Annotated in this window: 23 protein-coding genes; 5 read left to right on the forward strand and 18 right to left on the reverse strand. The window is 71.4% G+C overall.

From position 1 onward, the window contains the following. Positions 1 to 110: 110 nt before the first annotated feature. The 5 genes from ACI2K4_RS11210 to ACI2K4_RS11230 all read right to left on the reverse strand — a co-directional run bounded on the left by ACI2K4_RS11210 (position 111) and on the right by ACI2K4_RS11230 (position 2411). Entirely contained in the window at positions 111 to 338 is a 228-nt protein-coding gene (locus ACI2K4_RS11210) for a hypothetical protein (RefSeq protein WP_404510365.1), read from the reverse strand. Continuing rightward, entirely contained in the window at positions 335 to 565 is a 231-nt protein-coding gene (locus ACI2K4_RS11215) for a hypothetical protein (protein WP_404510366.1), read from the reverse strand. The genes ACI2K4_RS11210 and ACI2K4_RS11215 overlap by 4 nt, the downstream gene beginning before the upstream one ends. Continuing rightward, positions 562 to 834 (reverse strand): hypothetical protein, encoded by a 273-nt coding sequence (locus tag ACI2K4_RS11220; protein WP_404510367.1) that lies wholly within the window; start codon positions 832 to 834, stop codon positions 562 to 564. Before ACI2K4_RS11220 ends, ACI2K4_RS11215 begins: the two co-directional genes overlap by 4 nt. Then, positions 831 to 1052 (reverse strand): hypothetical protein, encoded by a 222-nt coding sequence (locus tag ACI2K4_RS11225; RefSeq protein WP_404510368.1) that lies wholly within the window; start codon positions 1050 to 1052, stop codon positions 831 to 833. The genes ACI2K4_RS11220 and ACI2K4_RS11225 overlap by 4 nt, the downstream gene beginning before the upstream one ends. A gap of 357 nt (positions 1053 to 1409) precedes the next feature. Further along, the gene (locus tag ACI2K4_RS11230; RefSeq protein WP_404510369.1) at positions 1410 to 2411 is read right to left on the reverse strand and encodes a helix-turn-helix domain-containing protein; all 1002 of its coding nucleotides are present in this window, start codon (positions 2409 to 2411) and stop codon (positions 1410 to 1412) included. Between the two features lie 222 nt (positions 2412 to 2633). Here ACI2K4_RS11230 and cutA point away from each other — a divergent pair, with 222 nt between their 5' ends. After that, positions 2634 to 3029 carry a divalent-cation tolerance protein CutA gene (cutA, locus tag ACI2K4_RS11235; protein ID WP_404510370.1) on the forward strand — a complete coding sequence of 132 codons (396 nt, stop codon included), beginning with the start codon at positions 2634 to 2636 and terminating at the stop codon, positions 3027 to 3029. Here cutA and ACI2K4_RS11240 read toward each other — a convergent pair. Continuing rightward, positions 3008 to 4180 (reverse strand): multiprotein-bridging factor 1 family protein, encoded by a 1173-nt coding sequence (locus ACI2K4_RS11240; protein WP_404510371.1) that lies wholly within the window; start codon positions 4178 to 4180, stop codon positions 3008 to 3010. The genes cutA and ACI2K4_RS11240 overlap by 22 nt on opposite strands. A gap of 253 nt (positions 4181 to 4433) precedes the next feature. Between ACI2K4_RS11240 and ACI2K4_RS11245 the strand changes: the two genes are divergently transcribed. Next, positions 4434 to 5069, forward strand: coding sequence for a Panacea domain-containing protein (locus ACI2K4_RS11245; protein WP_404510372.1), 636 nt, complete (start codon positions 4434 to 4436; stop codon positions 5067 to 5069). Continuing rightward, complete coding sequence (locus ACI2K4_RS11250; protein ID WP_404510373.1) at positions 5062 to 5370, forward strand: hypothetical protein; 309 nt, start codon at positions 5062 to 5064, stop codon at positions 5368 to 5370. The genes ACI2K4_RS11245 and ACI2K4_RS11250 overlap by 8 nt, the downstream gene beginning before the upstream one ends. Positions 5371 to 5409: 39 nt before the next feature. Here ACI2K4_RS11250 and ACI2K4_RS11255 read toward each other — a convergent pair whose 3' ends face one another. The 9 genes from ACI2K4_RS11255 to ACI2K4_RS11295 form a co-directional block, all read right to left on the reverse strand. After that, positions 5410 to 5883: a hypothetical protein gene (locus ACI2K4_RS11255; RefSeq protein WP_404510374.1), complete on the reverse strand. Its 474-nt coding sequence runs from the start codon at positions 5881 to 5883 to the stop codon at positions 5410 to 5412. 75 nt (positions 5884 to 5958) lie between these two features. Further along, on the reverse strand, positions 5959 to 7935 hold the full coding sequence (locus tag ACI2K4_RS11260) for a hypothetical protein (RefSeq protein ID WP_404510375.1): 1977 nt from the start codon (positions 7933 to 7935) through the stop codon (positions 5959 to 5961). Positions 7936 to 7937: 2 nt separating this feature from the next. Then, the gene (locus ACI2K4_RS11265; RefSeq protein ID WP_404510376.1) at positions 7938 to 9413 is read right to left on the reverse strand and encodes a sigma 54-interacting transcriptional regulator; all 1476 of its coding nucleotides are present in this window, start codon (positions 9411 to 9413) and stop codon (positions 7938 to 7940) included. Positions 9414 to 9446: 33 nt separating this feature from the next. Then, complete coding sequence (locus tag ACI2K4_RS11270; RefSeq protein WP_404510377.1) at positions 9447 to 10598, reverse strand: hypothetical protein; 1152 nt, start codon at positions 10596 to 10598, stop codon at positions 9447 to 9449. A 116-nt stretch (positions 10599 to 10714) separates the two neighbouring features. Then, entirely contained in the window at positions 10715 to 11368 is a 654-nt protein-coding gene (locus ACI2K4_RS11275) for a response regulator (protein WP_404510378.1), read from the reverse strand. Beyond that, positions 11365 to 12795 carry a sensor histidine kinase gene (locus ACI2K4_RS11280; RefSeq protein ID WP_404510379.1) on the reverse strand — a complete coding sequence of 477 codons (1431 nt, stop codon included), beginning with the start codon at positions 12793 to 12795 and terminating at the stop codon, positions 11365 to 11367. Before ACI2K4_RS11280 ends, ACI2K4_RS11275 begins: the two co-directional genes overlap by 4 nt. A gap of 36 nt (positions 12796 to 12831) precedes the next feature. After that, on the reverse strand, positions 12832 to 13329 hold the full coding sequence (locus ACI2K4_RS11285) for a hemerythrin domain-containing protein (protein WP_404510380.1): 498 nt from the start codon (positions 13327 to 13329) through the stop codon (positions 12832 to 12834). Positions 13330 to 13418: 89 nt separating this feature from the next. Continuing rightward, positions 13419 to 15014 (reverse strand): benzoylformate decarboxylase, encoded by a 1596-nt coding sequence (mdlC, locus tag ACI2K4_RS11290; RefSeq protein WP_404510381.1) that lies wholly within the window; start codon positions 15012 to 15014, stop codon positions 13419 to 13421. A gap of 199 nt (positions 15015 to 15213) precedes the next feature. Next, positions 15214 to 16494 carry a serine hydrolase domain-containing protein gene (locus ACI2K4_RS11295; RefSeq protein WP_404510382.1) on the reverse strand — a complete coding sequence of 427 codons (1281 nt, stop codon included), beginning with the start codon at positions 16492 to 16494 and terminating at the stop codon, positions 15214 to 15216. 87 nt (positions 16495 to 16581) lie between these two features. On the opposite strand from ACI2K4_RS11295, the gene ACI2K4_RS11300 reads away from it, so the two are divergent. Further along, positions 16582 to 17166: a thymidine kinase gene (locus ACI2K4_RS11300; RefSeq protein ID WP_404510383.1), complete on the forward strand. Its 585-nt coding sequence runs from the start codon at positions 16582 to 16584 to the stop codon at positions 17164 to 17166. 19 nt (positions 17167 to 17185) lie between these two features. On the opposite strand, the gene metH is transcribed toward ACI2K4_RS11300, so the two are convergent. Next, entirely contained in the window at positions 17186 to 20779 is a 3594-nt protein-coding gene (gene metH, locus ACI2K4_RS11305; RefSeq protein ID WP_404510384.1) for a methionine synthase, read from the reverse strand. A gap of 314 nt (positions 20780 to 21093) precedes the next feature. On the opposite strand from metH, the gene ACI2K4_RS11310 reads away from it, so the two are divergent. Next, entirely contained in the window at positions 21094 to 21558 is a 465-nt protein-coding gene (locus tag ACI2K4_RS11310; protein WP_404510385.1) for a hypothetical protein, read from the forward strand. A 26-nt stretch (positions 21559 to 21584) separates the two neighbouring features. Here ACI2K4_RS11310 and ACI2K4_RS11315 read toward each other — a convergent pair whose 3' ends face one another. Next, complete coding sequence (locus ACI2K4_RS11315) at positions 21585 to 21785, reverse strand: DUF397 domain-containing protein (protein WP_404510386.1); 201 nt, start codon at positions 21783 to 21785, stop codon at positions 21585 to 21587. Further along, positions 21782 to 22366 (reverse strand): DUF5753 domain-containing protein, encoded by a 585-nt coding sequence (locus ACI2K4_RS11320; protein WP_404510387.1) that lies wholly within the window; start codon positions 22364 to 22366, stop codon positions 21782 to 21784. The genes ACI2K4_RS11315 and ACI2K4_RS11320 overlap by 4 nt, the downstream gene beginning before the upstream one ends. Positions 22367 to 22526: the final 160 nt, after the last annotated feature.

The raw sequence follows: 22526 nt of genomic DNA on the forward strand, positions 1-22526 counted from the left end.
GTTGACAGGAACGTAATGCCGGCCCGGCGATCCAGAATGGACTTCCCGGTACGTGGAAACGCTCCCACAAACCTCCCGCAACACGGGATCGAGCAATCGGGCAAGAAGGGTCAGAGCAGGTGTATCCGCTCGGTACCACCGTCAAGGTTCCGCACGACGAGGTGTCCGCCGCCGCGCTCCATCAGCTCCAGGACCAGGTTGTAGACCACCAGCGCCCGGTTGATCGTGTCCGTCTTCGTGTCCCTGGTCCGCGCGCATGCCGTGTTCAGGGCGTCGACAGCGCGTGGGATGAGGTTCACCGTCACCTTGACCAGCGCCGCCCGGTCCGGATCGGTCACGCGACTGCCCGCCCGTCGGCGGCCACCCGTCGCCCTGCCTCCGCAGGCACGGCGCCCCTGCCGGCCCGGATCTCGACCGCCCAGGCCAACTGGGCGCACCCGTCCGGGGTGCACTGGTAGCAGGTCCCGGGCCGCCACGCGTTACCGCCGGGCTGGTGCTGCCGCCAGGTCAGATCCGCCGCGCCCCTCAAGGTGGCCGGGTCGGTGCCCTCGTCGTTCCGGCTCACCGCGCCGCCCTCGCCCGCTCGATCGCGCAGACGCGCACGTAGCCGCCGTAGCAGTCCCGGTGCCCCGGCCGATACGAGTCCGTACACGTCGACAGGTGCGCCCAGACCCAGACTTCCAGCTCACCGTCGCGGGTACGCGGATCATCACCGTCGATGGCAACCACGCGGAGTGTGGTCGCCTCCGGGGCCGGAGCACCGGCGATGTTCCACTCGCCGGGCTGGAGGTGGAGGAGGGTGCCGGCCGGCACCCGGACGACACCGGGGATCACGACCGCACCGCCTGCCGCTCGGCGGCCAGCATCTCCGGGTCGGCGACGATCAGGCGTGCCCACGCCAACCGGGTGCACCGCCCGGCCGGGAACGCCGGGCAGAGCCGGCATTCCTCGCCACCCTCGTGCGCGGCTACGGTCGCCCGCGCGTTGCCGAGCATCGCCGGCCACACCGACCGAGGCATGATCGTGAGCCGGTGTTGGTCGACAGCGCTCATCGCCGCCGCCGTGTCCAGCGGAAAACCCCCGCGTTGTGCATCATCCGCAGCAGGGGCAACGGAACCTCGGTCCGCACGGCCGACCGGCCACGCGCCAGTGGCGTGAAATACCAGCTCATCATCGCGGTCCACCTCAGGGACGGTGTGAAGGTGGCAGCGCGGCAACCGTCCCTGAGCACCGCGCCCCCACGCGCCGGGACGGAGCACGAGCCCCGGCGCGATCAAGGGGCGCAGTCAGCGGAGACGATCCGCCGATGGGAGCCGCCGACTGCGCCTGCTCATCGTTACGGCCGTGAGGCAATGGTCACCAGGAGCTACCTGTCCGGTAGCTGTCCGGCGATCGCCGGACAGGGCTCGTCAGCCCCTTGTTCCGGCCAACGCCTGCCGGTACTCCATCGTCCACTCTGCGTCCCGCTGGTCGTCCGGCAAGCTGTCCAGCCCGGCGCGGAGATTGTCCACCGCCTCGGTCGTGTTACCGAGGGCCAGGTACGCCAGTCCGATGCCCATCCGAGAGAACGTGGTCGTCAGCCAGTACGCGGCGACCGGCGGGCTTTCCACGTCGGCAGCGGTGGTGAGATCGCTCGCCGCGCCAAGCAGGCGGCCGGCGGTGGTCCGGTCACCGAGCAGCGCGTACCCGTGCGCGGCCTGGACCGCGTCACCGATCCGCTGCAACGCGGTCGCGCCCGGTGTGTGGTACGCGGCCAGGAAGTGCCGCACGATGCCGCGAGGGTTTCCGCGCTGGCGTTCCAGATAGCCCCGGAAGTTCTCAGCCTGCGCGGCCAGAAGTCCGGAGTCGACCGCGTCGGCCTGCTCCAGGGCCTCGGTCAGCACCCTCACCGCCTCCTGGTCGTTGCGGGCCTCGGCGTGCAGCCAGCCGACGAACTGGGTCCACTCGGCGGCGACGGCGTGCAGCTCGGGGGCGTGGGGGCCACGAGCCTGCGCGGCGAGATCCAGGACGTTGCGCCACTGCGGCACCGCCCACGGCAGCATCATCGGGGCAGGGAGTACGTCGTCCAGTCGCCGCTGTTTGGCCAGGGTTTCGGAGAGCAGGTGAACGGCGGTGGCGTCGAGCCGAGTGGGCCGGTCGATCACGTACGCGAGCCGGTGATCATCGTCCGGCGTGGTCACGATCGGTGCGTCAACGACCAGGCTGGCGAGCATCCCGCCGGCTTCCAGGGCGTCGTCCAGACGGCGGGCGGTCCCGGGTGTTGGCCGACACCGACCTGTTTCAAGATCGTGAATGTAGCTCTTGCCGTGGTGCACGAGGTCACCCAGGGCACGTAGGGACAGTCCACGGGCGATGCGCAGCTCGTGTAGGCGGGTCGGGAATCGTGGGTCGACGATGGGCACGGTTGGCATCGGTGCTCCCTGGTAGAGGACCGGGCGGCGCTCCTCCGGGCCTCTACCACCGACGGACCGCCACAACGGACAGTACCTTCATCGAGCCCGTGCGTCACAAGGCGGTGTGCTGGCGTACGGGCGTCGCGACGGCAGCCCCCGTACGAGGGCGAGGATGATCGGCCACGGCGAGCGGGACACGATCGTCGACGGTCCGTCCCCGGACGGCGATAGGCTCCGGCGATGAGCGACTACTTTCAGGTAGCCACGGCAACCGAGACGCGCGCCGAAGCAGTCGACCTCGCGCAGTCCGCCGTAGCGGCACGACTGGCCGGCAACGCCCAGGTGACCGGTCCGGTCGTCAGCGTGTTCTGGCACCTCGGCGAGCAGGGCACCGGCGAAGAGTGGCGGCTGCTGCTGTTCACCACCGCCGACCGTTACGCCGACCTGGAGGCACACCTACTGAAGCGCCACCCGTGGAGCAACCCGCAGATAATTGCCACCCCGATCGTCGCCGGGTCTCGGGAGTGTCTGGAGTGGCTCCGACAATCAGTCGACGCCGCTGGGTCCACTCCGTTGCCAATGACGCGCAGCGGTCGGGTGGCCGGCGGTGCGAGTCAGGTGTCCGTCGATCGGTGAGGCCGGTGCGACTCGTACGCATCCCGAAGGTCCCGCGCCTCACGAATCCCGTACGACTCGACCGCCGTCAACACCTCGGTCGCCCGCCACCAGTTCGACGGCACCACGCGGCCCGAGGTGATTGCCTCGGTCGCGACAACACTGGCTTCGTCCGGCCGTTCGGCGGCCAGCAGCGCCAGCCCCAGGTCGAGGCGAGCGGAAGCCGCTCGACGTGGCCGGGCAGCCCGGTCGAGATCAGCGACGATCCTCCGGGCGTACTCCTCCGCCGCCGGATCACCAGACCACGCCAACGTCGTCGCCGTGTACGACAACGCCTTCGCGGGGTCGTACTGGTAATGGTGTTCCGGCCGGTCCGGGGTCCGCAGCGGACCCACCAGACGGGCGACCTGATCGAGTGCCCGCCGAGTCTCACGCTGGTCGCCCATTCGCGCCCATGCCCGACCGGTCTGGGCGGTCGCCTGGATGTGAGCGGAGCTGCCACGCGGCGCGACCGCCTGCGCCTGCTCGGCCAGGTCGAGAGCCCGCCGGTAGTCCCCGACCGTTAGGACATCCCACGCCCGGGTCTCCAGTGCCCAGGCGCGGATTTCGGGGTGGTTGACGTGCTCGCCAAGCCGCTCGGCGGTGAGCAGGTAGGCGGCGGCGGCCCGCCCGTGCCGCAAGTCGATGTGCAGCGTCGCCCGCAGCAGGGCGAGCCAGCCGGCGGCGACCAGCAGCCGGCGCTGCTGGTGCAGGCTGGATCGTTTTCGCAGCGCGACGCCGATCCGCGCCAGGTGGTCACGCACGCCCGGCAGCAGATTCGCCGGGGGTGTGGTGGCGTAGCTGCTCGCGAGATCGTCAACGGCGACCTCGAACCGGTCCACCAGTTCTGAGGTGATGTCGCTGGCGTCGAGCAGGGAAGCCAGTTCGAGTGCCTCATCCTCCCCGCGAATCGCTTCCGGTGCCGACGTGCTGGCCAAGGCAACCAGGTGACCGTGGGCACCGAGGAGGGCATCGAGGTGGCGTGCGGTGTCGACGGTGGCCTTCTTACGCCCGCTCTCCAGCTCCTGAATATGGCTCTTGCCCCGGTGCGCCAGGTTGGCGAGACCACGGATGGACAAGCCACGAGCGAGTCGGTGGCGGCGCAGACCTTCGCCGAACGGTGAGTCGTTCACGATGCCATCCCAGGTAGAGGACTGGGCGGCGCTCCGCCGGGCCTCTACCCCCGACGGACCGCCACGACGGACAGTCCGTCAACGAGCCCGTGCGTCACGAGGCGACCTATTTGGCGTACGCCGATCGAGCTTCGTGGGTCCGAGACCGGGGGGCCAACCGGCGAGCGACCGCCGTCCGAACGGGATCTCGCCGAGACGTACGAGCGCGACTGCCGGCCCGAAGTTGTCAGTGGTACCACGCAGACTAGTACGCATGTTCGAGACCCGCCTGCAACCCACGGACACCCACGCTGCCGAGATCCGGCATTACCCTGTCGTCATGACCGTGTCCGCTCATGACGTTGCCGCCGCTATCCGCGACCGACTTCCTGACATCGGCGCGAAGAAGCTTCACAAACTGCTGTATTACTGCCAGGGACACCACCTCGCCGCATTCGGTACTCCCTTGTTCAGCGAGACGATCTCCGCATGGGACATGGGTCCGGTCGTGGGCTCCCTCTGGTACGAGGAGAAGCAAGGGCTGACCGCTCCGCGCGCCGAATTGAGCAATGGCGAACTGAACACCATTGGTTACGTGATCTCCCGCTACGGCAAGCTCACGGGCAATGACCTGGAGAGGCTGACGCACGCCGAGACACCGTGGCAGACGGCCAACCGGGACCGGCTTCCCCGCGACAGCGCACGCATCGACCTGGCTGTTTTGCGGGAGTACTTCACCACGGAGGGTGCCGCCGGTGACGACGATGACCTCCCAGTTGACTCCGACGAGATCCGGTCGATCCTGAAGGAGGCCGAGGCGCGTCAGGGCAGAACCCCTCGCCCAGACGACATCGACGCCCTCAGGGCCCGCGTGGGGCGGATGCGAGCCGAGTTGGGCCGTAGTGCCTGACGGGCACGGGCTGTGGAAGCTGGCTGGGTTCGAAGAAGCATTCGAACAGTGGCTCATCCGGGAGTCCCCGTCAGCGGATGTCAGCCTCGCGGTCGCCGAATGGATGCTGTCCCGCGCCGAGGATCCCTACGAGGGCGCCCGCCGCGAGCCCGGGTTCCCGGACCTCTGGACGGCCCGCATTCGCGGCACGGCCGAGGGAAGGCGGACAAAGTTCAACATGGTGCTGTGCACGTTCCGTGTCCTCGAACCCGAGCACGTGGTGTCCTGCGACAACTTCGCCACCCTCGGCTACCCCGTCTGACACAGGCAACGAAGGTGATTCGACCGGCGACGGTTCCGGTCAGCCGCCGGTCGCGCCACGCAGGGCGCGTAGGTCGTCGGTGTGGGCGGGCAGGTGCACCCGGCGGTGGATGTCCAGCGTCCGTCCCCAGGGCAGGGCCTCGTCGATGTCGAGCCGGGCGCCCTCCCGCATCCGGGTCTGGACAAGCGTGTCCACCCCGTCGGTCACCCGCTCGACCATGGCGCAGAGCTGGTCGCTGGTGGCACGCAGCCGGGTGGCCAGGCCGTCCAGTCCGCCGTACCGGGTGACCAGCTCGTCGAGCTGGGGGCGGTGGATGGTGTCGATCTCGTAGTAGACGTACGGCGAGCCGGCCAGGACCGCCTCCGTGGCGGCGGCGAACAGCTCGTCGTTGGCCACCAGGTGGGCGAGCACCTGCTCGGCGCTGAGCGCGTCACCGGCCGGCGGGCCGAACCCGCCCGCCTCGGCCTCGCCGAGCAGTTCCTCGTACGCCCGACGCAGCCCGGCCGTCTCCATCTCCCGAGCTTACGGCCGCACCACCGGGCTCCGGGGCAGGTTGCGCAGGCCCCGCCCCGGAGCACCCGGCAGGCGTCAGCGGCGGCGTCCCCGACGGGAGCGCAGGTAGTCCGCGACGACGTACTGGCCCAGGTCGTCGGTGGAGGGGGTGAAGACCCGCCCACCGCAACGCTTGGCGACCGCGTCGACGAACCGGCGCAACCCGGGGTCCTCGCCGAGCATGAACAGGTTCATCGTGGTGCCGTACCGGGTCAGGGCGTCGACCTCGACCACGGTGGCCTCGATGGTCTCCCGCAGCGGCGGCCAGTTGAAAACCGCCTCGCCGTCGTCCGGGTCCAGGTGCGCGGTCGGCTCGCCGTCGGTCACCACCAGCACCACCGGTTCGCTGCCGGCGTGCCGCCGCAGGTGCCGGCCGGCGAGCCGCAACGCGTGCTGGAGGTTGGTCCCCTGCACCATGTCCGGCTCGACCGCGGCCAACTCCTCCCGGGAGAGCGCCGCAGCCTCCCGGCCGAACCCGATGATCTGTAGCGCGTCCTGCGGGAACCGGGTCGCGACCAGGTGGGACAGGGCCAGCGCGGTCTGCTTCATCGGACCCCACCGCCCCTCCGAGATCATCGAGAAGGAGAGGTCGACGCAGAGCGCCACCGCCGCCGAGGCGCGCCGCTCGGTCTCCACCACCTCGAAGTCCTCGACCGCGAGCTGGACCGGGACTCCGCCGCCGCCCCGGGTCACCGCGCGGGCGACCGTACGCACCACGTCGAGCGGCTGCTCGTCGCCGTACTGCCAGGCCCTGGACGCCCCGGTGACCTCGCCGGCCGCGCCGGCCGCGCGCAGGTCGTGTTCGCCGCGCCGGCCGGAGCCGAGGTCGGCAAAGACCCGGCGCAGCGCGGTCCCGCCGAGCCGGCGCAGTGCCTTCGGGCTGAGCGTCAGACCCTCGGCGTCCCGCGTCACCCAACCCTGGCGGCGCAGCTCGCGTTCCAGGTCACGCAGGCGCCGTACGTCGTCGGCCGCGTCCCGGCCGAGGTTGCGCCGGACCGCCTCCACGTCCACGTCGTCCAGCGTGCCGCCCGGGTGCTCCTGGCCGAGCTGCTCCAGCAGGTCGTCCAGCTCGGCGATCTCGGCCAACACCCCGGTCGCCTGCCCGTAGTCGAGCGGCTGGTCGCCCCGGACCCGTTCCCGCCGGTCCCAGGCCAGGTCCGGCCGGAGCCCGCGCAGGTTGTTGTCGAGGGCGGCCATCTGCTGGGCCAGCTCGGGGCCGAGCGCCGACTCCATGAGCTGGGACAGCTCCGCCCGCTGCCGGTCCGAGAGCGAGCGCATCAGCCGCTCCCCGGCGGCGGCCCGCCGGGCCAGTACGTCCACCAGTTCCTCGGTCGAGCCGGGCTGCTCGGGAAAGAACTCACCGTGCCGGCGCATGAACTCGGCGAAGGCGTCGGTGGTGTCCTCGCCCCGACCGTGCCGGGCGAGCAGGTCGTTCAGGTCACCCATCATCTCGGCCAGGCGCTGGCGGGCCGCCGGGTCGGCGGCCGACGAGCGGAGCGCGTCGCGCATCCCGGCGAACCGCTGTTCCAGTACGTCGCGCTGGAGCCCGTCGAGGATCTGCTGGTACGCCTGCCGGGCCTCGTCGCTGGCCCACTGGTAACCGGTCAGCTCCTCCACCGCGCGGGCGGTGGAGTTGGGCAGGTTGTCGAGCACCGCCTCGGCGAACCGGGCGTTGTTGTCGTCCCGGCCGCGCAACTCGTCCCGCTCGGCGGCGAGCGCCTGGTCGAGCAGGGCCTGTGCCCGGGTGACCGCGCCGTCGAGGTTGCCCCGGCGCATCGCCTCCCGACGCTGCCGCCGGGCTCGGGCGAGCAGGTCGTCGAGACCGGACCCGCCGTCCGGACCCCGACGCAGCAGCGACCGCAGGGCGTCCCGGAGGCTTCCACCGGCCAGCACCTCGGCCCCGACCGAGTCGACCGCGGCACGCACGTCGTACGGCGGGGCGAGCGGGTCCGGTCCGCCGCGCCAGGAGCCGTACCGGAACCGGTTTCCGCCGGGCAGGTCAGCGCGGGTCATGGTTAGGCCCGTCCGCCGGCCGCACGGCCGCCCTCCGGGTTGCGTCCGCCGTACCGGGTCCGGCCGTCCTCGGTCACGTCCTTGGCCAGCCGGCGGGTCAGGTGCAGTCCTTCGAGCACGAACTCGATCCCGGCGGCGGCCTCGCCCGGGGTGGGCGCGTCGCCGAGCCCGAGCCGGTCCAGCGCCTTGGCCAGCCCGGGAACGGTGCCCACCTGACGCAGCAGGTCGGCGGTGCCGACCAGTTCGCCGGTCTCGATCACGCTGCCCTCGGCGACCAGGTTGACGAAGCCGGACAGGTCCAGCCCGGCCAGCCGGTCCCGGAACGTCTCGGCGGTGGCGGTACGCAGCAGGTGGCCGAGGATCTCCACCTCGCGTCCCTCCTCGCCGCTCTCGAACTCGACCTTGCCGCGTAGGGTGCTGGTGACCGAGACCGCGTCACCGACCCGGGCGACCGGGGCACCGGAGCCCTCGGCCTCCGGGCCGAGCAGGCTGCCCCGGCGCAGCGCGGCGGCGGCCACGGTCTCGGCGGCGGCGATGGCGAACCGGGCCGAGACACCCGAGCGGGGGTCGACCGACGGGGACTCGCGTACGGCGCGGGCGAACCGGGCGAGCACCTCCAGCACGTGCTCCGGCACGGTGGCGACCAGTTCCGCCTCCTGCCGGATCAGCTCCAGCTCCAGCTCCAGGTCGAGCGGGTAGTGGGTACGCACCTCGGCGCCGAACCGGTCCTTGAGCGGGGTGATGATCCGGCCCCGGTTGGTGTAGTCCTCGGGGTTGGCGCTGGCCACCAGGAGCAGGTCCAGGGGAAGCCGGAGCTGGTAGCCACGAACCTGGATGTCGCGCTCCTCCAGCACGTTGAGCAGCGAGACCTGGATCCGTTCGGCGAGGTCGGGCAGTTCGTTGACGGCGAAGATGCCCCGGTTCGTACGCGGCACCAGCCCGAAGTGGATCGTCTCCGGGTCACCGAGGGTGCGACCTTCGGCGATCCGGATCGGGTCGACGTCGCCGATCAGGTCACCGACGCTGGTGTCCGGGGTGGCGAGCTTCTCGCCGTACCGCATCGAGCGGTGCAGCCAGGCCACCGGCAGGTCCTCACCGGCCTCGGCGACCAGCCGGCGGCTGGCCGGGGTCAACGGATGCAGCGGGTGCTCGTTGAGGACCGAGCCGGGCAGCACCGGGGTCCACTCGTCGAGCAACTGGGCCAGCCCCCGGATCAGCCGGGTCTTGCCCTGGCCGCGCTCGCCGAGCAACACCAGGTCGTGCCCGGCGAGCAGGGCCCGCTCCACCTCGGGCAGCACGGTGTCCTGATAGCCGACGACGCCGGGGAAACGCTCCTCGCCGGCCCGCATCCGGGCCAGCAGGTTGTCCCGCAGCTCCTGCTTGACGGTGCGGTAGCGGTGACCTGCCGCGCGCAGCTCTCCGAGCGTGCGCGGCAGGTCGGCCGGCGGATTGGGCGGCAACTGGGAAATCTCCGTCACCTGCAACACGCTAGCTCGCTCCGCCGTCAGCCGTCAGGGCTGACGATGATCTCCGACGGGACGGTACTCACCCGCCGACCGGGAATACGGCCCATCCCGCCCCGGCGCCCCGCCGACCGGCAGCCCGTCGCCCGGCTCCCGGCGCCGGAGGTGGTAGGCGAGTGCGGCGGCGCCGAGGGTGACGCCCCAGAGCGGCCAGAGCAGCGCCGGGAGCACGGCCAGGTTGAGGTCGGCCACCATCGACCAGAGGTCCGGCACACTGAACAGTCCGATTCCGGCCGACGCGACCAGGGCCGCGACCAGCGTGGCCGGCACCACCGCCAGCATGACCGGCACCCGCCGCCCGGCGAGTCCGACCATCCAGCGCGGGAAACGCTCGCCCCAGGGCCGGATCAGGCCGACGGTCAGCACCGCGCCGAGCACGGCGAAGGCGGCGAGCCCGGCGCCGGCCCAGACCGCACCGGTCTCGCGCAGCTCACGCATCTCGGCGTCGGTCATGCCGAGCCCGATGTCGAACACCCAGGCGAACCGGGTCACCGCGTAGAGCACCGGGATGACCGCCGCGATCCAGGTCACCCACCGGCCCCAGCGGGCCGCCGACGCCGCCGTGGTCCAGCCCGCACCGGCAGTGCCGGCCCCGTCGGAGCCAGCCCGGGCGGCCGTACGCGAGCGCCAGGCGAACAGGGTACGGGCGAGCAGCAGCCCGCCGGCAACGGCCCAGATCTTGTTGATCATGGGCCAGTCGAAGATCTCCGAATACTCGACCGGTGGCCAGCCGAACGGGGCACCGACAACGAGCATCGGCAGGTAACCGGCGAGTGCCAGCACCTGCATGTCGGGGACCACCAGCACCAGCAGCCCGACCGTGGCCCAGCCGTAGCCGAGCAGGAGCGTCCGGGTCAGCCCGTGCGGGCGTACCGCTCGGGGGCCGGTGATCGCGAGGGCGAGCGCGGCGGTGAGGAACCCGACCGCGGTGAAGACCGGCGCCCCCGTGGCGTCGGTCAGCAGCCGCAGCAGGTTCGAGTCGTTGCGCGGGTGGTCGGCCCCGTACGGGTAGCCCCGCCCGGTGATGGTCCAGCCCAGCGCGAGCAGGCCGTAGAGGGCGGCCCAGACGGCGGTCAGGTAGCCGGCGTACTCCGGCCACCAGCCCGGTCTGGCCCTTGGCGGGTGGATCGTCCCGGTCATCGTGGTTCCTCTCGTCGAAGGTGTTGGTGTCGCCCAACCACCTTCGCGAGCGCGGTGCCCGGTAACCTCCCGTGTCGGGGTGAACCGTCTCCCCCGCCGGAGGGATACCGTCCGGGTCAGTCGGCCGCCGGGGTGACAAAACCCGACTCGTACGCGGCGATCACCGCCTGCGTACGGTCCCGGGCACCGAGCTTGCCGAGCACGTTGCCGACGTGGGTCTTCACCGTCTCCACGCCGACCACCAGCGTCTCCGCAATTTCCACATTGGATAGACCGGCGGCCATCAGGCGCAGCACCTCGGCCTCCCGCCCGGTCAGCCGGGCCCGGTCGAGCCGGTCCCCGCCGGCGCCGCCGTAGCTGGCGACGAGTCGCCGGATGGCCGCCGGGAAGAGCAGCGAGTCGCCCCGGGCCACGATCCGGATCGCGTCCAGCAGCTCCGCCGGTCTGGCCCGTTTGAGCAGGAAACCGCTCGCGCCGGCACGGAGGGCGGAGTAGACGTACTCGTCGTTCTCGAAGGTGGTGATCACCAGCACCCGGGGCGGGTCGGCGGAACCGGCCAGCAGTCGCCGGGTCGCCTGGATCCCGTCGATCGCCGGCATCCGTACGTCCATCAGCACCACCCTCGGCCGCAACCGGGCGAGCAGGGCGGGCAGTTCGGCCCCGTCGCCCGCCTCGCCAACCACCCGCAGGTCCGGTTGTGCGTCGATGATCGCCCGCAGGCCGACCCGGATCAGCTCCTCGTCGTCCACGATCAGCACGTCGATGGTCAAGGCGTGTCCACCCTCCCGATCGGCCTGTCCACCCTCCCGATCGGCCTGTCCACCCTCCCGATCGGCCCGTCCACCCTCCCGGCCGGCAGGCGGACCGACACCCGCCAGCCGCCGTCCTCCGGCCCGGCGGTCATCCGTCCACCGAGCAGCAGCACCCGTTCCCGCATGCCGGCCAGGCCCCGTCCGCGCCGACGCCGATCCGCCGCCCCGCTCACCGGGTTGACCACCTCGATCTCGAGATACCCGGCGGGTACGCCGACCCGTACCGAGACCCGTTGCCGGCCGCTGTGCCGTACGGCGTTGGTCAGCCCCTCCTGGACGATTCGGTAACCCTCCCGGGAGATCACCGCCGGCAGCCGGTCGACCGCACCGGTCAACTCGATCTCGACCGGCAGTCCGGCCGCCCGGGTCTCGGCGACCAGCCGGTCCAGGTCGGCCAGGTCCCGCCCGGCCCGCCCGTCCCACTCGTCCCGCTCGTCCCGCCTGTCCTGTCCGTTCCGCTCGTCCCGTCCGTCCCGCCTGTCCCGCTCGTCCCGTGTTACCTGCCCGCCGTGTAAGACCCGCTCGTCGCGTCCGGCCCGCTCGTCGTCGCCGTCACGTTCGCGGAGCAGGCCGAGCACCTGGTCGAGGTCCTCCGTCGCGGCCCGCGCGGTCTGCTCGATCGCGAGCAGCGCCCGACGGGCGAACTCCGGATCGGCGTCGAGCAGTTCCCTGGCCACCCCTGCCTGGAGGGTGGCCACGGTGAGCGCGTGCCCGACCGAGTCGTGCAGTTCGCGGGCCAGCCGGTTGCGTTCGGCGAGGCGGGCGGCCCGCGCCTCCAGCACCGCTACCCGTTCGGTCTGCGAGGGGCCGAGCAGCACCGGTGCCATCTGGGCGGCGAGCGCACCCAGCCCGGCGACCGCGTAGCCGAGCCCGAGCAGCAGCGCCAGGCCGGCGACGACGAACCAGACGGTGTCGTGCTCGTCGAGCGGGCCGAACCGGGCGCCAGCCATCGCCTCGGAGCCCACACCGAACCACTGGACGATGAAGACCAGCGCCATCGGCAGGGCGGTGATCAGGCCCCACATCACCAGTCCACCGCTGACCAGGTGCAGGCCGATCCAGAGCGCGGCCCGGAGCCGGGACTCCCGGTCCAGCCGTCCGGACCGGGCCGGCTCCGGCAACTCGACGTCGAGCAGGGCTCGCGCGGCGGCGATCTCAAGCGCCCGGCTGCCACCGAGGAAGATCGGTACGGCGGCGATCACCACCGCCACCGTCAGCACGATCCAGGTGGCGCCGCGCGGCGCCGACGACTCGGTCAGCATGGTGCCGAAGAGCACCCCGAGCAGCAGGTACGGCAACAGCAGCACCCCGCCGAGCAGCAGGAAGACGCCACGGCGGTAGGTCGTGCCCCGTACCAGTGGGGCCAGTGCCGAGCGGAGCGTCACCCCGCCATTGTCGGGGTTGGACGGCCGCCGGTGGGGTCAGCGATGGGCCTGGATGTACTGCTGCGGGTCCTTGTCGTGGAACATCAGGCCCTTGCCGTTCGGGTGCTGGCCGTAGAAGGTGAGCCAGCGGGCGCCGAGTTCGGCTCGCAGTTCGTTGCCGGCGTGCCGCCGGAAGTCGGCCAGCGCCCCGTCCTCCTCCTCGGCCAGGTGCTCGCTGTTCTCCCTGCGAGCCCGCCAGACCGCCGCCCACCACTCGCTGGTGCCGAGCACGTACCGCTTCGCCTCGGCGATCGCGTCCCGGATCTTGTTGTGGTCGCCGATCGCGTCGTCGGTCTCCGCCGGGCCGTCGTCCCCGTGTCGGACCAGGTACGGGTAGAGGATCGACTCCTCCGCCTCGGCATGGATGTCCAGGTGCAGCGCGAGCGCCTCCCAGACCGCCCGGATCTCCGCCTCGTCACGGGCGTCGTCGAGCCGCGCGAAGCCACGTCGGAAGGCGTGGTGGTCGTCCAGGATGAGTGCGGTGATGTCGTCCATGTCGGTCGCGCCCTTCGCTCAGGGTTAAGGAGGGGCCCCTTATTAACGCATAGCGTTAATAAGGGGCCCCTCCTTAACGCCAAATTCCGTCAGAGGATGGGCGGCACCTCGGCGCTGATCGGCATCGCGAGCACGGTCGGCCCGTCCGCGCCGAGCGCGGCCCGGAACGCGTCCACGAACTCACCCGGTGTACTCAGCCGGGGCGCGTGGCAGCCGAAACCGGCGGCCACCGCCGGGATGTCGAGTCCGGGCAGGTCCAGGCCGGGTACGCCGTCGGTCTCCTTGAACCGGGCGAACGCCTTGAGGATGCCGTACTGGCGGTTCACCGGCACCACGAAGATCACCGGCAGCCGTTGCTGGGCGGCAGTCCAGAGGGCCTGCACCGAGTACTGGAACGAGCCGTCCCCGATCACCGCGATCACCGGCCGGCGCTGACCGGTGACCCGCTGGGCGAGCGCGATGCCAACGGCGGCCGGCAGACCGAAACCGAGCCCGCCACTGGCGGTGGTGAAGTACGAGCCGGGACGGGTCACCGGCAGGTAGCGGCGCAGGATGGTGAGGTTCGACGGGGTCTCGGTGACCAGCATCCCGTCCGCCGGCCAGTGCCGGGCGAGCAGGGCGAAGAGCGCGGCCGGGGAGAGCGGGTCGCCGGCCTCCGGCTCCGGCGGTGGTTGCCGGGGTGGCGGCGGCGGGCGCCGCGCGACCGGCACCAGGGCGGCCAACGCGGCGCAGGCCAGCCCGGGGTCGCCGAGCAGGCTCTCGCCGACCGGGGCGCGGGCGGCCTCGGCCGGGTCGTCGGTGATGTGCAACAGGCGGGTGCCGTCCGGCAGGTAGTCGCCGGGCACGTGCGGGTAGTAGCGGAAGACCGGCGCCCCGATCACCAGCACGGTGTCGTGTCCGCGCAGCCGCTCGCCGAGCGGTCCGATGGCGAACGGCAGCACGCCCTGGAACTGCGGGTGGTCCTCGGGAAACCCGACCCGTTCCGGTGCCGGCGCGGACCAGACCGGCGCCCGGGTCCGCTCGGCCAGTGCCACCGCCGCCGGCCAGCCTCCGCTGCGGTCGACGCCACCACCCATCACCAGGACCGGGTTCCGGCTCTCCGCGAGCAGGTCGGCGAAGTGCGCCAGCCGCTGCGGGTCGGCGGCGTACCGGCGGCTGACCTCGCGGAGCTGCGGTGCCGGGTCGGCCGGATGGTGCCAGTCGTCGAGCGGCAGGGAGAGGAAGACGGGTCCGGCCGGTGGTTGGACCGCCGTGCTGTACGCGCGCATCAGCGCGGCCGGGATGTCCTGCGCCCGGACCGGCTCGTAGCTCCACTTGACGTACGGCTGGGCCAGCTCGACGGCGCGTACGTTGGTCAGCCGGGGCTCGATCAACAGCATCTCGCGGGCCTGCTGGCCGGCGGTGACGATCAGCGGGGTCTTGTTGTACCAGGCGCTGACCAGGGTGCCCATCGCGTTGCCGGTGCCGGGGGCGGTGTGCAGGTTGACGTGCGCCGGTTCGCCGGTCGCCTGGGCGTACCCGTCGGCGATCGCCACCGCGGACGCCTCCTGGAGCGCCAGCACGTAGCTGAAGTCGTCCGGAAACTGCCCGAGGAACGGTTCCTCGGTCGAGCCGGGGTTGCCGAAGACCGTGGTCAGGCCGAGCTGCCGGAGCAGGTCGTACGTCGTCTCCCGGACCGTGGCCATGGACAAACTCCCCCCGTCTGAGCGGGTCTACCCACGATCACGCCAGATATCCGGGGGGATTTTCCCCGTCCGGTCCGGGCCGGCGAACGCGCTGGTCAGAAGCGCCGGGCGAACGCGCTGGTCAGAAGCGCCGGGCGAACGCGCTGGTCAGAAGCGCCGGGCCGGCGAACGCGCTGGTCAAAAGCCAGCCGGAAGCCGGTCAGAAGTATGCCGGGTAGAGGTTGTTCGTGGGCCAGGTGGTGACCTTGCCGGCCGCCGCCCAGAGCAGCGGGTCGATGTCGGCGTAGCCCAGCCCGGAGGCATCGTCGCGCTGGTTGAACAACACCGCCCAGCTCCGCCCCTGGTACGTCCGGACCAGCAGCGAGTACGTCCCCGGCAGGCTGCCGGTGTGCCAGGTGTTACGCCCGGTGCCGCCGGTGGTGACGGGGCGCACCTGCCAGCCGAGCCCGTAGTACCAGCCGGACGGGTTGACCCCGATGCCGCCCGGGGCGGCCCAGACCCGCCCGAGCGAGGTGCTGTTCAGCACCGGACCGGCCGCGTCGAACGCGGACGCCCAGCGGACCAGGTCGACGGCGGAGGCGATCCAACCCCCGTTGGCGTCCTGCAACCGCATGCTGAACGTGCCGTACGGGCCGGGGACGGTGGCGCCGGTCTCGTTCAGCACGGTCGGACCGCTGAACTGGGAGCGGTAGCCCACCTCACCGCCGTGCGGGGCGATGCTCCAGCCCTGCGCCATCCGGGTGATGCCGAGCGGGGCGAGGAGCTTCTGCTGGACGTACGTGGCGTAGGGCTGGCCGCTCACCGCCTCGATCACCCGTCCGGCGAGCTGGTAGCCGAAGTTGCTGTACGCGACCGTCGTACCCGGGTCGTGTTGCAGCGGCTGCCCGGCCATGTAGCGGATGACGTCGGCCGGGTACAGCTCCATCGGCACGCCGAGCGCCCGGGAGATCGTCCGGTCGGCGAAGTTCGGGTCGTACGCGAGCGCCCGGTCCCAGCCGCCGGTGTGCTGGAGCAGTTGCCAGAGCGTCACCCGGGACAGCCGGGGGTCGGCGGTCTGCCCGGCCGGCGGGGTGAGGTCGAGCAGCGAGCCGACCTGGTCGCCCAGGGCCAGCGCCCCGTCCTGCGCCAGCCGGGCCAGCGCGGCGGCGGTCACCGACTTCGACAGGCTGGCGATCCGGAACAGTGAGGTCGGCGAGACGGTCTGGGCGGGGTCGTCGCTGAAGCTGTAGCCCCGGGCGAGGACCAGCCGCCCCTGGTGGGTGACGGCGAGCTGACCGGCGGAGATGTTCCGCGCCTGCATGAAGCTCTTCATCGTGTCGTCGAAGCTCTTCAGCGCGGTCACCGCCGTGCCGCTGACCTTCCAGACCGGTGCGGCGGCCCGCGCGGGCGCGGCGGTCACGGCCGCGGCCGGCAGCGTCCCGACGCCCGCCGCTCCGACCAGCTTGCCGAAGGTACGCCGACTCACCCGCGCCTGTCGCATGCCCGTCCTCCCCACGATCATCGACGGAGGTCAGGGTAACGGAGAGACGAATTTTTCCCGTCGGTGGTGGGGGCTACGGTGTGGCCCGTGGACCTCACCGTCATCCTGGGCCCGATGAAGAGCGGAAAGTCGCTCGAACTCGTCAGCCTGCTCTCGCCGCTGCAATACACCAACGTCCGGCACCGGGTCTACCAGAGCGCCCGGCACGTACGCGACATCGGTGTGGTCTCGCGCAGCGGCGCCGCCCTCGCCACGGTGAAGACCACCACCCTCGGCGCCGCCCTGGACGAGGAGGTCGACGTCGTCGGCATCGACGAGGTGCACATGTTCACCGTCGACGACGTGGCGGTGGTCCGGGCGCTGCTGGCCCGGGGGACCAGGGTGGTGGCGGCCGGGATCGACCTGGACCACCGGGGCGAGATGTTCGCCCCGGTGCGCGCCCTGCTCGAACTCGGTCCGGCCACGGTCACCTACCGGCGCGCGGTCTGCGACATCTGCCGCCACTTCACCGCCGTCTACACCCAGGTGCTCGAACACGGCGAGCCGATGATCCGGGTGCTGCCGCCGTCGACGGCCCTGCCCGACGACGGCACCTACACCTACGAGGCCCGCTGCCGGGACTGCGTGGTGCTGCCGGTCAACACGACCGTGCCGGTCGGCGCGAACGCCTGAGCCGGCACGGTCGGCGCCGTCACTCCGTCGGCTCGTAGCCGAGGTTGGGGCGCAGCCAGCGCTCCGCCTCGGCGGGCTGCACGCCCTTGCGGGCGGCGTACTCCTCGACCTGGTCCCGGCCGATCCGGCCGACCGCGAAGTAACGCGAGCCGGGGTGGGCGAAGAGCAGGCCGCTGACGCTGGCCGCCGGGGTCATCGCGTACGACTCGGTGAGGTCCATGCCGAGCGCCCGCGCGTCGAGCAGGTCGAAGAGCTTCGCCTTCTCGGAGTGGTCGGGGCTGGCCGGGTAGCCGAAGGCCGGACGGATGCCCCGGAACCGTTCCGCGTGCAGGTCGGCCAGGTCGGGCTCCACCCCCGGCTCGTACCAGGCGCGGCGGGCTTCGAGGTGGACGTACTCGGCGCACGCCTCGGCTAGCCGGTCGGCCAGCGCCTTGACCGAGATCGCCCGGTAGTCGTCCTGCTCGGCCTCGTACCTGGCGGCAAGCTGGTCGGCGCCGTGGATCGACACCGCGAAGGCGCCGAGGTGGTCGCCCTCGGTGGCGACGTAGTCGGCGAGGCACCGGTTCGGCCGGGCGTCGCCCCAGGCCGCCTGCTGGCGCAGCATCGGGAAGCGGGGGCCGCCGTCGACCACCACGTCGTCGCCCTCGCGGTGCGCCGGCCAGAAGCCGTACACCCCGCGCGCCTCGAACAACCCGCCCGCGATGATCTCGTCCAGCAGGGCGTTGGCCTCGTCGTACAACTCGCGGGCGGCCGGCTGCTCCAGGATGCCCGGGAACTTGCCCTTGAGTTCCCAGGCGGAGAAGTAGAACTGCCAGTCGATGTAACCGCGCAGCACGGTCAGGTCCGGCGTGACGACCCGGATCCCGGTGAAGTCCGGCGTCGGCAGGTCGGCGAAGTCGAGCCGCTCACCCCGGGTCCGGGCGTCGGCGAGCGACAGCAGGGTCCGCTGTTCCTTGGCCGCGTGCTGCTCCCGCAGCCGTTCCTGGTCCAACCGGTTGGCCTGGTCGAACTCCTCGACCCGCTCCGGGTCGAACAGGTCGGCGACAACGCCGACGACCCGGGACGCGTCGAGCACGTGCACGGTCGGCTGGGCGTACGCGGGCGCGATCCGGACCGCCGTGTGCTGCTTCGAGGTGGTGGCACCGCCGATCAGCAGCGGCAGTTTGAGGCCCCGCCGTTCCATCTCCCGGGCGACACTGATCATCTCGTCCAGGGAGGGGGTGATCAGCCCGGAGAGGCCGATCGCGTTCGCGCCCTCGGCGACGGCGGTGTCCAGGATCTTCGCCGCCGGCACCATCACCCCGAGATCGATCACGTCGTAGTTGTTGCAGCCCAGGACCACCCCGACAATGTTCTTGCCGATGTCGTGCACGTCGCCCTTGACCGTCGCGAGCACCACCTTGCCCTGCACCCGGCCGCCGTCGGTCCGCCCCTCCCGCAGCGCGGCCTCCTTCTCCTCCTCCATGAACGGCTCCAGGTACGCCACCGAGCGCTTCATCGCCCGCGCGCTCTTGACCACCTGGGGCAGGAACATCTTGCCGGCGCCGAAGAGGTCGCCGACGATCTTCATGCCGTCCATCAGCGGTCCCTGGATCACGTCCAGCGGCCGGTCGAGCAGGAGCCGGGCCTCCTCGGTGTCCTCCTCGATGAAGTCGACGATGCCGTGCACCAGCGCGTGCCCCAGCCGCTCACGCACCGTCCCCTCCCGCCAGGCGAGGTCACGCTCGCGCCGGGTGCCCGAGCCGGTGACCGTACCGGCGAAGGTCACCAGCCGGTCGGTGGCGTCCGGCCGCCGGTCGAAGATCACGTCTTCGACGAGTTCGAGCAGGTCGGCCGGGATGTTCTCGTAGACGACAAGCTGGCCGGCGTTGACGATGCCCATGTCCAGCCCGGCCCGGATGGCGTGGAACAGGAACGACGAGTGCATCGCCTCGCGGACCACGTCGTTGCCCCGGAAGGCAAACGAGAGGTTGGAGATGCCGCCGCTGGTACGCACCCCCGGGCAGCGCTCGTGGATCAGCGGCAGCGCGTCGATGAACGCCTTGGCGTACCCGTTGTGCTCCTCGATGCCGGTGGCGACGGCGAGCACGTTCGGGTCGAAGATGATGTCCTCGGGCGCGAAGCCGGCCTCCCGGGTGAGCAGGTCGTACGCCCGCCCGCAGATGGCCACCTTGCGCTCGGTGGTGTCGGCCTGGCCCTGCTCGTCGAAGGCCATCACCACCACGCCCGCACCGGCCTCGCGGATGTGCCGAGCCTGGGCCAGGAAGGACTCCTCGCCCTCCTTGAGGCTGATCGAGTTGACCACGCCCTTGCCCTGTACGCAGGCGAGCCCCGCCGCCAGCACGCTCCAGCGCGAGCTGTCAACCATGATCGGGATCCGGGCCACCTCCGGCTCGGTCGCGATCAGGTTGAGGAAGGTGGTCATCGCCTGCTCGCCGTCGAGCAGGTCGGCGTCCATGTTCACGTCGAGCAGGTTGGCGCCGCCCCGGACCTGCTCCAGCGCCACCTCGACCGCGCCCTGGTAGTCCTTCGCCTCGATCAGCCGGCGGAACCGGGCCGAGCCGGTCACGTTGGTCCGCTCGCCGATCATCACGAACCCGGTGTCGGGGCCGATCTCGAACGGCTCCAGCCCGCTGAACCGGGTGCGCGGCTGACGCCTCGGCAGTCGGCGCGGGGCCACCCCGGCGACGGCGGCGGCGACCCGCTCGATGTGCGCGGGGGTGGTGCCGCAGCAGCCACCGGCGACGTTCAGGAAGCCCGACTCGGCGAACTCGCGCAACTGCCGGGCGGTGTCCTGCGGCTGCTCGTCGTAGCCGCCGAACGCGTTCGGCAGCCCCGCGTTCGGGTGGCTGCCGACGTACGTCTGCTCGGCCAGCCGGGACAGCTCGGCCACGTGCGGGCGCATCTCCTTCGCCCCGAGCGCGCAGTTCACGCCGACGACCAGCGGTTTCGCGTGCTCGACCGAGGACCAGAACGCCTCGACGGTCTGCCCGGAGAGGGTACGGCCGCTCAGGTCGACGATCGTGACCGAGAGCCAGATCGGCACCTGGGGCGCCACCTCACGGGCCGCCGCGAGCGCCGCCTTCGCGTTCAACGTGTCGAAGATCGTCTCGATCAGGAACAGGTCCACGCCGCCGTCGGCCAGGGCCAGCATCTGCTCCGCGTACGTTGCCTTGACCTGGTCGAAGGTGACCGCCCGGTGCGCCGGGTCGTCCACCCGGGCCGAGATCGAGAGGGTGACGTTCAGCGGGCCGACCGAGCCTGCGACAAAGCGCCCACCGGCCTCGTCGGCGGCCTGCCGGGCGAGCCGGGCGGCGGCCAGGTTCATCTCCCGCACCTCGGCTTCGAGGCCGTAGTCGGCCTGGCCGATGCTGGTCGCGGTGAAGGTGTTGGTGGTGGTGATGTCCGCGCCGGCCGCCAGATACTGCCGGTGTACGTCGAGGATCAGGTCCGGCCGGGTCAGGTTCAGCAGGTCCGGGTCGCCGGTCAGGTCGTGCCCGTGGTCACGGAACCGTTCGCTCCGGTAGTCGGCCGCCGTCAGCCCCGCGCCCTGGAGCATCGTGCCCCAGGCCCCGTCGAGTACGAGAATCCGCTGCTCAAGCAGCTCTCGCAAGCCCTGTCCGTGATCCGCCACCCGTGTTCCTCCATCGCCAGCGCGGCACCACCGCGTCCCGTACGTCACCCGCGCGGCGCTGCGCGTTCCGTAAGAGCGTAGGCGGGTGCCGGTTGGCCGGCGCACAGCCCACGCAGGACGAGCCCGAGCAAATGCGGATCTTCTCCATCAGCGGGTCCCCGACCGGGCGATCGGACCCGTATCGTGCCCCGGTGACCGACTCCGCTCCCCCAACCGCAGCCCCCTCCGCTCCCCCAACCGCGACCCCCTCCGCCTCTTCGGTCGGGTCGAACCGCCGGGGCACTGTCGCGCTCGTGCTGGCCGGCATCAGTCTGGTGATCTCGCTGATCTCGTGCGGGCTGGCGGTCCTTCCGCCGGGAACGGACCTGGTGCGGTTGCAGTCCGAGCCGGAGGCGGCCACCGCGTCCCAGGTGGAAGCGGTCGCACACGTGACGCTGCCGCCCGGCACGGTCTTCCTCGCCGCCGCCTACAGCAACGGCCTGGACACGATGTTGGCGGCAAAGTTCCGCATCCCGCGTGCCGGGGTCGACGCGTTCATGACCTCGGGTGACTTCACCGCCCCGCTGACGCCGGGCCTGCGCGCCATCACCGAGGCGCACAACGTCGGTGGCGGCAACCTCTGGGACCCGGAGAGCCACGTTTCCGTCTCCGGACTCGAAGAGAACGAACCGACCAGCGACGGCACGTACCGATCGTTGCTGCTCGGCCTCGACTCAGCCGACACCGTCACCGTCTACCTGCACGCCAGTCGCGGCTGACCGGGTGGGACGCGGCGCCCCGAGCGTCAGACCGTCCCGGCCTTGAGCGCGGCCAGGAAGCCGGTCCAGGTGGTCGCGCGGAACGCCAGCACCGGCCCACCACGGTCCTTCGAATCGCGTACGCCCACCGCCCCACCAACAAACCGCACCTCGACACAGGCTGCGTTGTCCGAACTGCGGGTGGACTTGAACCAGCCAGGGTCCGAGGATCTGTCGAGGGGGGTCACCTCATCTCCTTGGCGATCCACCGGATCAACGCCAGCGACTCCGCCGAGCTTAACGCGCGCTCGCGTGCCTCCTCGAAGGTCACCGAGTAGTCCGCCACCCTGGTCGACTGATCGATGATGTCGGTTGAGGTCAACACCTCCTGCCACACCAGATCGGGCAGCCGGAGCGACGGAAAGCTGAGGATCTGGAACGGTCCACCGGGAGCGGGATGCGCCCCGGCGGCGAACGGCATCACCCGGATCTCGATCTGCTCGGGCCGCTCGGTGCCGAGCCCGAGCAGGTGTTCGAGTTGCGCCCGCATCACGTCCGGCCCACCGACCTGCTGCCGCAACGCTCCCTCGGCGACGACGGTGGTCAGGCGCAGCGGGTGGACTCCGTCGAGCCGGGCCTGACGGGCCATCCGCACACCAACCCGACGGTCCATCTCGGTCAACCTGACGTACGTGCTGCCACCTCGGATCACGGCGCGGGCGTACGCCTCGGTCTGCAAGAGCCCGTGCAGCAACTCGTTGTGGTAGCCACGGATATGATCGGCTCCCGCTTCGTAACCGAGGAAGCGCAGGAACTCGGCCGAAAACAACTGGGAATACTGGTGCCACCACGCCCGCCTGCTCGCCGCGACACGCAACGCCTCCAACTCCACGGCAGACGAGCGCTACGACCTGCTCGGGACGATCGAGGTCAAGGTCGACCGCCTCAACCCGAACAGGTTGAGCGAAGGACTGCACCCGTGGGCGTTG

Origin of the sequence: Micromonospora sp. NPDC050397 (genome assembly GCF_044901685.1) — a bacterium.
Lineage (GTDB): Bacteria > Actinomycetota > Actinomycetes > Mycobacteriales > Micromonosporaceae > Micromonospora_G.